Genomic DNA, 13,023 nt, shown 5'->3' with positions numbered 1-13,023 from the left:
GGGGCGGTCGCGGCCGGCCGGGCGGGCCGGTCCGCCGCCGCGGCGGCCGGCGCGCCCGTGGCCAGGGCGGCGAGGACGCCGAGCATGGCGAGGAGGGCACGAATTACGGGCACGGGTGTCATCTTTCCATGCGGGCGCGGCGGTCCGCCGGACAGCGGCCTGACACCGGCACGACCTACGATGGGCCGCAGCACTGCGAGCGCCGCCCGGCACCGCGTCCGGGCGACGCTCGTTCACCGTCAAGGAGGAGACACAGTGGAGATCACCATCGGCGTCCGGAACGTTGCGCGCGAGATCACGCTCGAGTCCACGCAGAGCCCGGACGAGGTCCTCGCGGCGGTGGACAAGGCGCTGTCGGACAACACCAACCTCGTGCTGCAGGACGACAAGGGTCGTCACGTCGTGGTCCCCGCGGGTGCCCTGGGCTTCGTCGAGCTGGGCCCGGCCGAGCAGCGCCGGGTGGGCTTCGGCCTCGTCTGACCAGTGAGCGTCGGACCGCCCCGCCGGCTCACCGGTGGGGCGGTCCGTCTTGCGCCCGAGCCGCGAGCGAGCCGCGGCCGGCCCAGGCCGTCAGGCCGTCAGGCCGTCAGGCCGTCAGGCCGTCAGGCCGTCAGGCCGTCAGGCCGTCAGGCCCAGCCGGGCCATCCGCCGGGCGTGGCCGGCGGAGAGCTGGTGGCGCACCCGGCCCGCCCCGTCGCCGGCCGCGCCGTCGGCCGGCAGCAGCGTGAGCAGCTGGGGCCGGACCTCCAAAGCCCGCTGGGCGATGCCGAGCGCCTCCCCCACCACCCGCCGGCCCCACAGCGCCAGCCGGGCGCCGAGCTGCGGCTCGGCGGCGATGACCGGGCCGAGGACGGCGACGACGTAGTCGGTGTAGCCGTTGTCGGCGAGGATGTCGGCCACCACCGCGCCGAGCTCCTCGCCGAGATCCGCGGACAGCTCGCGCTGCAGGTCGGCGAACACCCCGAACGCCACGTACGTCTTGACCAGCCGCTCCGACCAGTCGCCGGGGGCGGTGCGCCGGTCGAGGTCCCCCATGAGGTGCGCCCAGGCCCCCGTGGCGGCGTAGAAGTCCGCACCGAGCTCGGTCGACAGCCGCTCGAGCTGGTCCAGGTGCGCCAGCTCCCCCGCGGCGATCCGCGAGATCGTCACCTGCCCGGGCAGGTCGGGAGCGTGCTGGGCGTCCTTCGCGAAGCGGGTGAAGGCGGCGAGCTGGATGGCGGCGTGCAGACCCAGGAGGTCGACGACGGCGGCAGGGTCATGGGGCGCGGGCATGACGCCAGGTTATGGGGTCGCGGGGCGGTCAGCCCTCGAGCTTCTTGAGGACGCGCTGCACGGTGAGCCACGTGCGCGTGGTGATGTCCGCGCCGTAGGACCGCTCCAGCCAGGACATGAAGTCCGGCGTCGTGCCGGGTTCGCTGTTGTCGATGACGGCGAGGAAGACGCGGGCCGCGCCGTCGTAGCCGACGATCCGGGTCAGCGGGTCGGGCTGCTCCGGCAGCCGCCCGGGCGCGGCGGCGCCGTCCTTGAGGAAGGTCGCGGTCAGGTAGGTGCCGCGCCCGTGGGTGAGCCCGGGGAACGGGTCGCTGTCCACGAGCGCGCGCAGCTCGGCGTGCTCGCGGATGATGGTGCCGCCGGCGATGCCCAGCTCCTCGCCGAGCGCCTGCTGGATCCGCCGCTCCAGGACCGGGACGTCGTCCTCGGCGCTGCGGAAGACGATGTTGCCGCTGGCCAGCACGGACGCCACGGCGTCGAACCCCAGCGCGGAGAACACCCCGCGCAGCTTGTCGTTGGTCATGTTCGGGTTGCTCGGCGCGATCCCCCGCAGCAGCGCGGCGTACCTGTACATGGCCCGAACGTACCCGCCGTGACACGGCCCACGTGCCCACAAACGGACCCCCGCGCTCCGGACGCGCTACGCTTGAGGGGTACACGGTTGCCCGGTCGTCTCGTAGAAGCCTGAGCCTGAGCCGCCTCCCAGCGGCACGACATGATCACGATCGGCTGCCACGAGCAGGTGGTACGACCCCTGCGCCCCGGCACGATCGAGGCCGGACGCGTGTGTGCGGCGTGCCGCCACGGATGACAAGGCACACCCCTTTCATGACTGACGTGAACACCGGGGTGCTCGAGGACGTCGAGCACCTGACCGCCCCCGTCGTTGACGAGGTCACCCCCGACATCACCGACGACGGCAGCGCCACCGCCGACCTGGAGCAGAAGTCCTTCGCGGACTACGGCGTCCGCGCGGAGATCGTCGACGCCCTGAGCGACGTCGGCATCCGCCACCCCTTCGCCATCCAGGCGCTGACCCTCCCGGTGGCCCTGCGCCGCCAGGACATCATCGGCCAGGCGAAGACGGGCACCGGCAAGACCCTGGGCTTCGGCATCCCCCTCCTCCAGCACCTCGTCGCCCCCGGCGAGGACGGCTACGAGGACCTCGACGCCCCGGGCAAGCCCCAGGCGCTGGTCATCGTGCCCACCCGCGAGCTGGCCAAGCAGGTCGCCGAGGACCTCGCCGCGGCGTCGCGCCGCCGCACCGTCCGGGTGGTGCAGGTCTACGGCGGGCGGGCGTACGAGCCGCAGATCGAGGCCCTCCAGCGCGGCGCCGACGTCGTCGTGGGCACCCCGGGCCGCATGATCGACCTGCTCAAGCAGCAGATCCTCGACCTGGGCCACGTGCGCACCGTCGTGCTCGACGAGGCCGACGAGATGCTCGACCTGGGCTTTCTGCCCGACGTCGAGACCCTGCTCTCGCGCACCCCGGCCAGCCGCCACACCATGCTCTTCTCGGCGACCATGCCCGGCGCCGTCGTCGCCATGGCCCGCCGCTACATGACCCGGCCCACCCACATCCGCGCCCAGGACCCCGAGGACACCGGCGCCACGGTGAAGAACACCCGCCAGGTGGTCTACCGCGCCCACGCCCTGAACAAGGTCGAGATGCTCGCGCGCATCCTGCAGGCCGAGGGCCGGGGCCTGACCATCGTGTTCACCCGCACCAAGCGCACCGCCGCCCGGGTGGCCGAGGACCTCGCCGAGCGCGGGTTCGCCTCCGGCGCCATCCACGGCGACCTCGGCCAGGGCGCCCGCGAGCAGGCGCTGCGCGCCTTCCGCGCCGGCAAGATCGACGTGCTCGTTGCCACCGACGTCGCGGCCCGCGGCATCGACGTCGACGACGTCACCCACGTGGTCAACTACCAGTGCCCCGAGGACGAGAAGATCTACCTCCACCGCATCGGCCGCACCGGCCGCGCGGGCAACACCGGCACCGCGGTGACGTTCGTCGACTGGGACGACATGCCCCGCTGGGGCCTGATCAACAAGGCCCTCGGCCTCGGCGCGCCCGAGCCGGTGGAGACCTACCACACCTCGGCGCACCTCTTCAGCGACCTCAACATCCCCGAGGGCACCACCGGCCGCCTCCCCCGCGGCGCGCGCACCCGCGCCGGGCTCGATGCCGAGGAGATCGAGGACCTGGGCGAGACCGGCAAGCACCACGGCGGCCGCGGCGGCCGTGGCCGGGGGCGGGACGGCGCCCGCGACGGCGGGCGGACCCGCGCCCCGCGCGAGGGCCGCGCCGCCGGCGAGGGCCGCGAGCACTCCGACGACGAGGGCCCGCGCCGCACCCGGCGCCGCCGCCGCACCCGCGGCGGCAAGCCCGCCGAGGGCACCCAGGCCTGACACGAACGACGGGGCCCGGCAGCACGCGCTGCCGGGCCCCGTCGCGTCCCCGCTCACGCGGGCATCTCGTGTCCCGTCCCCATCCGCTCGGGCAGCAGCCCGATCTGCTGGAGCGTGCCGAGCATGTCGTAGACCGACCACTGCTCGACGATGCGGTCCCCCTCCCACTTGCTCATGTCCATGCCGTTCATGACGTAGGTCTTGCCGGTCCCCGCCAGGCCGCGGAACTCGTTCCTGGCGGTGGCGGCGCAGGTGTACCGCGTGGCGGTCATGTCCTCGCCGCACACGACGTCGTGGACGTCCATGTGGAAGTCCGGCTGCGCCGCGCGCAGCTCCTGCACGAAGGACTTCATCCCCGCCACGCCCTCCATCGGGAAGGTCGGGTCGTGGAACATGCAGTGCTCGGCGTAGAGCTCGTCGCACGCGTCGACGTTGCCCTTGTTCCAGAGCTCGTCCAGACACCGCCGCAGCATCGCGGTGCGCTCGTCGGTGGTCATCATCGTGAGTGGTCCCTTGTTTCTCCCGCGGGCGCCTGCGCCCGCACGGTCGGGGCACCGCGGCCCCGCTGACGGAAAAGCCCTGCCGCCGTCTGCCGATGAGCCACCTCCGGGGTCAGACCTCCCCGGTTCCGCCCAGCATTCTCCCACCTTCGCCCCGCGGCAGACAGCCCCGCGGGACGCCCGGAACCGCCCGCCGCGCCCACCGGCCGGCGGCGGCGTCAGAACTGCTCGTTGATGAAGACGAACACGGCGTCGACCATGAGCTGCACCGCGATCGCGGCGAGCAGCAGGCCCGCGATCCGGGTGACCAGGGTCGTCCCGCCGTCGCCCAGGACGCGGTGGATCAGGCCCGCGAAGCGCATGAAGGCCCAGATGGCCACGTGGACGGCGAGGAGCGCGATGGCGATCGCCGTCCACCCGGACAGGCGCCCGCCGCCGTCCTGCACGGCGAGCATGACCGCGACGATGGCGCCGGGCCCGGCCAGCAGCGGGGTGCCCAGCGGCACCAGGGCGACGTTGACGTTCCCTCCCGAGGGGCTGGGCTCGTCCGCCTTCCCGGTGAGCAGCTCCAGCGCCACGAGCAGCAGCAGCAGCCCGCCGGAGAGCTGCAGCGCCGGCACGGAGATGTGCAGGAAGCTCAGGATGTACGGGCCGAACACCGCGAAGGCCACGATGACGCCGAAGGAGACGAACGTGGCCTGGCGGGCGGCGGTGCGGCGCTGCCGGGCCGTCATCGTCGAGGTCAGGGCGAGGAAGACCGGGACGGTGCCCGGGGGGTCCATGATGACGAAGAGCGTGAGGAACGTGGTCGACATCAGGGTCACGTCGAGGATGTCGTTCACGGGCGGACCACGGGCAGGAACCCCTCGCTCTCGATGAGCTCCAGGACGGCCGGGGCGGTGGTGTGCTCGCCGAGCCGGTTCGGCTTGCCCGTGCCGTGGTAGTCGCTCGATCCGGTGCGGGCCAGCCCCAGCCGGCCGGCCAGCGCGCCGAGCTCCTCGACGGCGCCGGCGGTGTGGTCGCGGTGGTCGATCTCCAGGCCCGCCAGGCCCGCCTCGGCCATCTCGGCGATGACGGTGTCGGGCACCACCCGCCCGCGCACGCTGGCCCGCGGGTGCGCCATGACCGGCACCCCGCCGGCGGCGCGGACCATGGCCACCGCCTCCACGGCGTCCGGGGCGTGGTACGGGATGTAGTAGGGCCCGCGCACCGACAGGACGGTGTCGAAGGCGGTGCTGCGGTCGGGCATCACCCCGGCGGCGACGAGCGCGTCGGCGATGTGTGGGCGGCCCACGGTGGCGCCCGCGCCCACCTGCGCCTGCACCGAGGCCCAGGTGATCGGGTAGTCCCGGGAGATGCGGTCCACCATGGTGCGTGCCCGGTCCAGCCGGGAGCGGCGCGCCGCCTCCATCTCCCCGGCCAGGGTGGCGTCGGCGGGGTCGTGCAGGTAGCTGAGCAGGTGCACCGTGATCCCGCGCCACTGGCAGGACAGCTCGGCCCCGCGCAGGAGGGCCACGCCCGCCTCCAGGGCCGCCTCCTCCGCCTCGGCCCAGCCGCGCACGGTGTCGTGGTCGGTGAGCCCGACGACGTCGAGTCCGGCCGCGGCGGCCGCGCGCACCAGCCCGGCGGGGCTGTCGGTGCCGTCGGAGGCAGCGGAGTGCGTGTGCGGGTCGATGCGCACCGTCTCGGCTGCTGGCACAAGGAGCAGCGTACGGCCTGGTCACGGCCCCGGCCGAACCGGGACGCCGGCCGCGTCGGGGGCCGGTGAGAGCATGGGGGCATGACTGACGCGCAGACCTCCTCCGAGCAGGCCCTCACCGACCGGGGCAGCAACCGCTCCCAGCGACCCAGCAGCCAGGCGTTCCGCGCCTTCATCGCCGATGGCTGGGGCCCGCGGCCGGACGGGCTGCCCGAGCGCTCCCCCGCCGCCGACTTCGCCGCCGCGCGCCGCGACGCCGTCGGCCGCCTGTTCCCCGGCGAGCGCCTGGTCGTCCCCGCCGGCCAGCTGGTGACCCGCAACAACGACAACGACTACCGCTTCCGCCCGCACTCGGCCTTCGCCCACCTCACCGGCCTGGGCACCGACCAGGAGCCCGACGCCGTCCTGGTGCTCCACCCGCTGGACGCCGCCGCGGAGGGCCCCACCCACGAGGCGGTGCTGTACTTCCGGCCCCGGGCCGGCCGCGACACCGAGGAGTTCTACGCCGACTCCCGCTACGGCGAGCTGTGGGTGGGCGTGCGCCCCTCCCTCGAGGAGGTCGCGGCCCAGACCGGGCTGCGCACCGAGCACATCGACGCCCTGGCCGACGCCCTCGCCAAGGACGCCGGGCAGGTCCAGCTGCGGGTGGTCCCCTCCTCCGACGCCGCCGTCGAGGCCCAGGTGGCTGCCGTGCGCGAGCAGGCCGGGCTGGCGGCGAGCGCCGCCGAGGCCGACGCCGGCCTGGCCGAGGCGCTCTCGGAGCTGCGGCTGCGCAAGGACGACTACGAGATCGGCCAGATGCGCGAGGCCGTGGCGGCCACCGCCCGCGGCTTCGAGGACATCGTGCGCAACCTGCCCCGGGCGATCGAGCACCCGCGCGGCGAGCGGGTCATCGAGGGCGTCTTCGGCGCCCGGGCCCGCGAGGAGGGCAACGGGCTGGGCTACGAGACCATCGCGGCCGCCGGCAACCACGCCAACACGCTGCACTGGATCAACAACGACGGCCAGGTCCGCCCCGGCCAGCTCGTCCTCGTCGACGCGGGCGTGGAGGTCGACTCGCTCTACACGGCCGACGTCACCCGGACCCTGCCGGTCGACGGCGTGTTCACCGAGCCCCAGCGCCGGGTGTACCTGGCCGTGCTCGAGGCGGCGGACGCCTCCTTCGCCCGGGCCGGGCAGCCCGGGGTGAAGTTCCGCGACCTGCACGCCGAAGCGATGGAGGTGCTCGCCACCCGGCTGGCCGAGTGGGGCATGCTGCCCGGGACCGCCGAGGAGTCCCTGGCCCCGGAGGGGCAGTACCACCGCCGGTGGATGGTCCACGGCACCAGCCACCACCTCGGCCTCGACGTGCACGACTGCGCCCTGGCCCGGCGGGAGATGTACCTCGACGCCGAGCTGCAGCCGGGCATGGTCTTCACGATCGAGCCGGGCCTGTACTTCCGCGAGGACGACCTCAAGGTGCCCGAGGAGCTGCGCGGCATCGCGGTGCGCATCGAGGACGACATCCTCGTGCGCGAGGACGGCTCGGTGGAGAACCTCTCCGCCGCCCTCCCCCGCACGCCCGAGGAGATCGAGGCCTGGATGGCAGGCCTGCGGGGCTGACTTCCCACGGCTGCGGGCGGCCGGTCTCCCCCGGCCGGCCTCCCCCCGGCCGCCCGCCCGCGGAGGGCTGAGCGCGGACGGACCGCCCCCCTGGGCGCCCCCCGCTCAGCCCTCCTCGGGCACCTCCACCGACGGCGTCGCCGCGCTCGCGGCGCCGTCGGCCAGGTGCCGCCGGGCGAAGTCGAGGGACTCGGCCAGCGCCGCCCGGCGCCCGACCCCGGACATCTTGCGGGTGTTGACCTCGACGACGACGGACCCGGCGAAGCGCTGCGCGGCGAGCATCTGCAGCACCTCGGCGCAGGGCTGGTCGCCGCGCCCGGGCACCAGGTGGTCGTCCATGAACGTGTTGGTCCCGTCCGCCAGGTGCAGGTGCGCCAGCCGCGGGAAGAGCTCGTCCGCCATGGCCAGGGCGTCGTCACGGTCGAGCCCGGCGGTGGCGGTGTGCGACAGGTCGAGGGTGACCGACCGGTAGTCCTGCTCCAGCGGGTCCCAGCCGGGCAGGTACGCCTGCATGGTCCGCTCGCGCTTCTGGGTCTTGGCCCGCCAGGGGAACATGTTCTCCACCGCCAGGCGCATCCCGTCGAGGCGCTCGCGCTCGGCGATGGCGCCGACGAAGTGCTCGGCATAGCTGCGCTGCCACCGAAAGGGCGGGTGGACGACGACGACGTCCGCGCCGACCGCGTGGGCCAGCTCGGTGGAGCGGTCGATCTTGTCCCAGGGGTCCTTGCCCCACACGCCCTGGGTCAGCAGCAGCGTCGGGGCGTGGATGGCGAGCACGGGCAGCCCGTACTCCTCGCTCAGGTGCCGCAGCCGCGCGGCGTCCTGGCTGTCGGGATCGCGCAGCACCATGACCTCGACGCCGTCGTAACCCAGCGACTTCGCGAGCTCATAGGTCTCCTCGACCCCGCCGGGGTAGACCGAGGAGGTCGACAGGCCGATGGGGATCGTCACCGCGAGCGGCCCCCGTCGTCGTGCTCGCCGCCGGCCGGGGTCTCGTCGCCGCCGGCGGGGGTCTCGTCGGTGCCCTGGCCGGGGCCCGCTCCGGTGGCCTGGCCGGGGCCGGTGCCCTGGTCCGGCCCGACGCCCCGGCCGGGGCCGGTGCCCTGGTCGGGCCCGGTGGGCCGGTGCCAGTGCCGGGGCACGCTCTCGGGGGCCGGGGACGCGGGCGGCTGTGCCTGCGGCTGGGCGGAGGGCTCGAGGTCCTCCAGGCGCAGCCCGTAGCGCGGGCGCTCGGAGCCCCGGGCGCCGGACGGAGCGGCCGGGGCGGCCGGGGACGTGCCGGGCGTCGCACCGGGTCCGGCCGTCCCGGGAGCGCCGGGCCCGGGCGCCGTGGCGCCGTACCGCGGCGGCGCGTAGGGATTGCCGGACGCCGGGGGCGCCGCCGGCGCGCTCGGCTGGGGCGCGGACCGGACCTGCCCGCCGCGCCCGGCGGCGGCCAGCAGCTGGCGCGCCTCCCCGGCGTGCTCGGGGGCGCAGAGGATCGCGTAGCGGCCGGCGACCACCTGGCTCGCGGAGGTGAAGTCGCGCTTGCCGCCGGTGAGGGAGTAGGAGACCACGGCGAAGAGGATGCCGAATGCGGCGCCGATGAGCACGGCGGCAAGCATCGGCACGCCGCCGCCGCGGGGGTTGACCAGCCACAGCACCAGGGCGAGCATCAGGCCGAACCAGGCCCCGCTCATGGCGCCGGCGCCCGCGACGCGGGCGTAGGTCAGGCGCCCGGTGATGCGCTCGACCAGGTGCAGGTCGGTGCCGACGATGGAGACGTGGCGGACTGGGAAGGCCTCGTCCGCGAGGTGGTCGACGGCCTTCTGCGCCTCGAGGTACGTCGTGAAGGAGGCGATCTCGACCCCGGTGGGCATCGTCGGGAGCGCGGCGGCGCTCGGTCTGCGCATCATGGCCATGTCCCGATCTTCCTCTGTCGCACCGTCCGGTGCCAGGCCGCCGGGCGCGGGCGAGCCGCGCGCCGTCACGGCCGTAGGCTTGCGGCCGTGAGCACCTCGACCATGCGGAGCAGCGCGCCACCCAGCCGGGTGTACGTCGCGCGCCTGGCCGGCACCCCCGTCTTCGACCCGCTCGGCGACCAGGTGGGCCGCGTCCACGACGTCGTCGTGCTCGTCCGCGCCAAGGGCAGCCCGCGGGCCGTGGGCCTCGTCGTCGAGGTCTCCGGCAAGCGGCGCGTGTTCGTCCCGCTGACCCGCGTGACCAGCGTCGACGCCGGCGCGGTGATCACCACCGGGCTGGTGAACATCCGCCGCTTCTCCCGCCGCGCCACCGAGACCCTCGTCGTCGCCGAGCTGCTCGACCGGCCGGTGACCCTGCGGGACGGCTCGGGCAGCGCGGTCATCGAGGACGTCGCGATGGAGCAGCAGCGCAACGGCGACTGGCTGGTCACCAAGCTCTTCGTGCGCCGCTCGGGGCGGGGGCTGCGCCGGGGCGAGGCGTTCGTCGTCGACGTCAACGAGGTCACCGGGTTCGCCGCCAGCCCCGCCCAGCAGGGCGCGACCGCGCTGCTGGCCACCCTCGAGGACCTCAAGCCCGCCGACATCGCCGACGTCCTGCGCGACCTGCCCGACGCCCGCCGCCTCGAGGTGGCCGCCGAGCTCGACGACGAGCGGCTCGCCGACGTGCTCGAGGAGCTGGGCGAGGAGGACCGGGTCTCCATCGTCTCCGGGCTCGACCTCGAGCGGGCCGCCGACGTCCTCGACGCCATGCAGCCCGACGACGCCGCCGACCTCGTCGCCGAGCTGCCGACGGAGACGGCCAGCGAGCTGCTCGAGCGCATGGAGCCCGACGAGGCCGAGGACGTCCGCCGCCTGCTCGCCTACGACGAGCACACCGCCGGTGGCCTCATGACCACCGAGCCGGTGATCCTGCCGCCGGAGGCCACCATCGCCACGGCGCTGGCCCACGCCCGCCGCCAGGACGTCACCCCCGCGCTGGCCGCGATGGTGTTCGTGGTGCGCCCGCCGCTGGAGACCCCCACCGGCAAGCTGCTCGGCGTCGTCCACCTCCAGGAGGCCCTGCGCGAGCCCCCGCACCAGCTCCTCGGTTCCATCCTGGACAAGGACATCGACGCCCTCGCGCCCGAGGACGGCATCGGCAAGGTCACCCGGCTGCTGGCGACCTACAACCTCACCGCCCTGCCGGTGGTCGACGCCGGAGGGCGCCTCGTGGGTGCCGTGTCGGTGGACGACGTGCTCGATCACCTGCTGCCCGACGACTGGCGCGACGCGGACGACGACGTCACCGACGAGGCGATGACGAGGAGCGCCCATGGCTGAGCGGCTGGACACCCCGCTGGAGGCGCGGCGGCGGTGGCGCTGGTACCGGCAGCGGACCAAGGACCCCGACCGGGTGGGTCGGCTCTCGGAAGGCGTGGCCCGCTTCCTCGGCACACCCCGCTTCGTCATCTACCTGACGATCTTCTGCGCGGCGTGGCTCGGGTGGAACACCATCGCCCCGACCCATCTCCAGTTCGACAAGGCGGCGCTGGGGTTCACCGCCCTGACCCTCATGCTCTCGCTGCAGGCGTCCTACGCCGCCCCGCTGATCCTGCTCGCCCAGAGCCGGCAGACGGACCGCGACCGCGTGGCCGCCGAGCAGGACCGCCAGCGGGCCGAGCGCAACCTCGCGGACACCGAGTACGTCGCCCGCGAGCTGGCCGCCCTGCGCCTGGCCATGAACGACGTCGCCACCCGCGACTTCGTGCGCTCGGAGATGCGCGGCCTGCTCGAGGACATCGTCGAGGAGCGCGACGCGCGCATCCGCGAGCTCGAGCTCGAGCTGGCCGCGATGGCCGAGCGGCGTCGGGGTGAGCCGGACCATGATGACGGGTCCTTGCAGGCGCCGCCTACGATGGGAGCATGAGTGCTCCCACCGTCGAGGCAGTCCGGGCCGAGCTCGGCAACGTCCTCGACCCCGAGATCCGCCGTCCGATCACCGAGCTCAACATGGTCCGCTCGGTGGAGGTCGGCGACGGCGGTGAGGTCGTCGTCGGCGTCGACCTCACCACCGCCGGCTGCCCGCTGAAGGACACCATCACCCGGGACGTCACCACCGTCGTCGGCAAGATGCCCGGCGTCTCCGAGGTCCGGGTGGACATGGGCGTGATGACCGAGGAGCAGCGCCGCGAGCTGCGGACGATGCTCCGCGGCGGCGTCGCCGAGCCGGTCATCCCCTTCTCCCAGCCCGGCTCGCTCACCCGCGTGTACGCGGTGACGTCCGGCAAGGGCGGGGTCGGCAAGTCGTCGGTGACGGCGAACCTCGCCGCCGCGATGGCCGCGGACGGGCTGAAGGTCGGCGTCGTCGACGCCGACATCTACGGCTTCTCCATCCCCCGCATGCTCGGCGTCGAGCACCCGCCGACCAAGGTCGACGACATGATCCTGCCGCCGGTGGCCAAGGACGTGAAGGTCATCTCGATCGGCATGTTCACCCAGGACGGCCGGCCGGTGGTCTGGCGCGGGCCGATGCTGCACCGTGCGCTGCAGCAGTTCCTCGCCGACGTCTTCTGGGGCGACCTGGACGTGCTCCTGCTGGACCTGCCGCCCGGGACCGGCGACGTCGCGATCTCCGTGGCGCAGATGCTGCCCAACTCCGAGATCCTCGTCGTCACCACCCCGCAGGTGGCGGCCGCCGAGGTGGCCCAGCGCGCCGGCATCATCGCCGAGCAGACCCACCAGCACGTCGTCGGCGTCGTGGAGAACATGTCCTGGCTCGAGCAGCCGGACGGTTCCCGCGTTGAGATCTTCGGCAGCGGCGGCGGTGAGCGGGTGAGCACCGAGCTCGGCCGCACGCTGGGCTACCAGGTGCCGCTGCTCGCCCAGGTCCCGCTCGAGCAGTCGCTGCGCGAGGCGGGCGACACCGGCGTGCCGCTGGTGCTGCGCGACACCGACAGCCCGGCGGCGCAGGCGCTGCGCGGCGTGGCGCGGTCGCTCTCGCACCGCGCCCGCGGCCTCGCCGGCCGCTCGCTGGGGATCAGCCCGGTCGGTCGCTGACCGACCCAGCCCTGCATCGACCAGAACGCCACTCCGGCTCGGCCGGAGTGGCGTTCTGGTCGTCGGGCGGCTCCCGGCCGGTCGGCCGTCCCGGGCTCAGCCCTCGCCCCGGGCGCCGGGGCTCAGCCCTCGCCGGGCGCGCCGGTGCTCAGCCGTCGCCGGAGACACGCCCGCTCTGGTCCTGCAGCTCGTCGATGAGGCTCGACGCCTGCGCCTTGGTGAGGTGCTCGGGAACCTCCCGGCCCGCCTCGCGCGCCAGCGTGCCGAGGTAGCTCAGCTGGGCCCCGGTGGCGGGCTCGTCGCCGGTGGTCCACTCCTCGGGGTCCTTGATGGTGTCCGACCCGTCGTTCTGATCGCTCATCCCCTCACGCTAGGACGGCCCGGGGACACCCGCAGGTCCGCTCAGGTCGCCTCGTCGTCGAAGGGGACGACGTAGGGCTCGGCCTCCGCGGCGAGCTCGCCGCCCGCCGGCGGGGCGGCGGCGGGCACCGCGCCCGGCGCGCCCGCGGCCGCCGGGGCGTGGGCCTGCGCCACGACGTCGGCC

General features: G+C 74.4%; 14 protein-coding genes. 6 read left to right on the top strand and 8 right to left on the bottom strand.

Annotated elements, in window-relative coordinates; all coding sequences use genetic code 11:
• The first annotated feature begins 255 nt into the window (after positions 1 to 255).
• Positions 256 to 480: a DUF3107 domain-containing protein gene (locus GD970_RS20610; protein ID WP_152204765.1), complete on the top strand. Its 225-nt coding sequence runs from the start codon at positions 256 to 258 to the stop codon at positions 478 to 480.
• Between the two features lie 138 nt (positions 481 to 618).
• Here GD970_RS20610 and GD970_RS20605 read toward each other — a convergent pair whose 3' ends face one another.
• Both GD970_RS20605 and GD970_RS20600 read right to left on the bottom strand, forming a co-directional pair.
• Complete coding sequence (locus tag GD970_RS20605; RefSeq protein ID WP_152204764.1) at positions 619 to 1,272, bottom strand: ferritin-like fold-containing protein; 654 nt, start codon at positions 1,270 to 1,272, stop codon at positions 619 to 621.
• A gap of 28 nt (positions 1,273 to 1,300) precedes the next feature.
• Positions 1,301 to 1,846, bottom strand: coding sequence for a DUF1697 domain-containing protein (locus GD970_RS20600; protein ID WP_152204763.1), 546 nt, complete (start codon positions 1,844 to 1,846; stop codon positions 1,301 to 1,303).
• A gap of 254 nt (positions 1,847 to 2,100) precedes the next feature.
• Here GD970_RS20600 and GD970_RS20595 point away from each other — a divergent pair, with 254 nt between their 5' ends.
• Positions 2,101 to 3,681, top strand: coding sequence for a DEAD/DEAH box helicase (locus GD970_RS20595; protein ID WP_152204762.1), 1,581 nt, complete (start codon positions 2,101 to 2,103; stop codon positions 3,679 to 3,681).
• Between the two features lie 53 nt (positions 3,682 to 3,734).
• Here the strand turns inward: GD970_RS20595 and GD970_RS20590 are convergent, their stop codons facing one another.
• The 3 genes from GD970_RS20590 to GD970_RS20580 all read right to left on the bottom strand — a co-directional run bounded on the left by GD970_RS20590 (position 3,735) and on the right by GD970_RS20580 (position 5,862).
• On the bottom strand, positions 3,735 to 4,181 hold the full coding sequence (locus GD970_RS20590; protein WP_211489967.1) for an ester cyclase: 447 nt from the start codon (positions 4,179 to 4,181) through the stop codon (positions 3,735 to 3,737).
• A 218-nt stretch (positions 4,182 to 4,399) separates the two neighbouring features.
• Positions 4,400 to 5,023, bottom strand: a complete 624-nt coding sequence (locus GD970_RS20585) for a MarC family protein (protein WP_152204761.1) — start codon at positions 5,021 to 5,023, stop codon at positions 4,400 to 4,402.
• The gene (locus GD970_RS20580) at positions 5,020 to 5,862 is read right to left on the bottom strand and encodes a PHP domain-containing protein (RefSeq protein WP_152204767.1); all 843 of its coding nucleotides are present in this window, start codon (positions 5,860 to 5,862) and stop codon (positions 5,020 to 5,022) included. The genes GD970_RS20585 and GD970_RS20580 overlap by 4 nt, the downstream gene beginning before the upstream one ends.
• Before the next feature lie 99 nt (positions 5,863 to 5,961).
• Here GD970_RS20580 and GD970_RS20575 point away from each other — a divergent pair, with 99 nt between their 5' ends.
• Positions 5,962 to 7,482 (top strand): aminopeptidase P family protein, encoded by a 1,521-nt coding sequence (locus tag GD970_RS20575; RefSeq protein ID WP_152204760.1) that lies wholly within the window; start codon positions 5,962 to 5,964, stop codon positions 7,480 to 7,482.
• 105 nt (positions 7,483 to 7,587) lie between these two features.
• Here GD970_RS20575 and GD970_RS20570 read toward each other — a convergent pair whose 3' ends face one another.
• Positions 7,588 to 8,433, bottom strand: a complete 846-nt coding sequence (locus GD970_RS20570) for a sugar phosphate isomerase/epimerase family protein (RefSeq protein ID WP_152204759.1) — start codon at positions 8,431 to 8,433, stop codon at positions 7,588 to 7,590.
• Positions 8,430 to 9,377 carry a general stress protein gene (locus GD970_RS20565; RefSeq protein ID WP_193315007.1) on the bottom strand — a complete coding sequence of 316 codons (948 nt, stop codon included), beginning with the start codon at positions 9,375 to 9,377 and terminating at the stop codon, positions 8,430 to 8,432. The genes GD970_RS20570 and GD970_RS20565 overlap by 4 nt, the downstream gene beginning before the upstream one ends.
• A gap of 108 nt (positions 9,378 to 9,485) precedes the next feature.
• Between GD970_RS20565 and GD970_RS20560 the strand changes: the two genes are divergently transcribed.
• The 3 genes from GD970_RS20560 to GD970_RS20550 are packed head-to-tail and all read left to right on the top strand — an operon-like array spanning position 9,486 to position 12,479.
• Complete coding sequence (locus tag GD970_RS20560; RefSeq protein ID WP_152204766.1) at positions 9,486 to 10,763, top strand: magnesium transporter MgtE N-terminal domain-containing protein; 1,278 nt, start codon at positions 9,486 to 9,488, stop codon at positions 10,761 to 10,763.
• A complete protein-coding gene (locus GD970_RS20555; protein ID WP_152204758.1) occupies positions 10,756 to 11,349 on the top strand; it encodes a DUF1003 domain-containing protein in 594 nt (197 codons plus the stop codon). Before GD970_RS20560 ends, GD970_RS20555 begins: the two co-directional genes overlap by 8 nt.
• Positions 11,346 to 12,479 carry an Mrp/NBP35 family ATP-binding protein gene (locus GD970_RS20550; protein ID WP_152204757.1) on the top strand — a complete coding sequence of 378 codons (1,134 nt, stop codon included), beginning with the start codon at positions 11,346 to 11,348 and terminating at the stop codon, positions 12,477 to 12,479. The genes GD970_RS20555 and GD970_RS20550 overlap by 4 nt, the downstream gene beginning before the upstream one ends.
• A 148-nt stretch (positions 12,480 to 12,627) precedes the next feature.
• On the opposite strand, the gene GD970_RS20545 is transcribed toward GD970_RS20550, so the two are convergent.
• Positions 12,628 to 12,840 (bottom strand): DUF3072 domain-containing protein, encoded by a 213-nt coding sequence (locus tag GD970_RS20545; protein ID WP_152204756.1) that lies wholly within the window; start codon positions 12,838 to 12,840, stop codon positions 12,628 to 12,630.
• Between the last annotated feature and the right edge of the window lie 183 nt (positions 12,841 to 13,023).

This window comes from Georgenia thermotolerans (assembly GCF_009193185.1).
Taxonomy (GTDB): Bacteria; Actinomycetota; Actinomycetes; order Actinomycetales; family Actinomycetaceae; genus Georgenia; species Georgenia thermotolerans.
The sequence above is the reverse complement of the archived record's forward strand: the minus strand, read 5'-3'. Positions and strand labels throughout refer to the sequence as shown.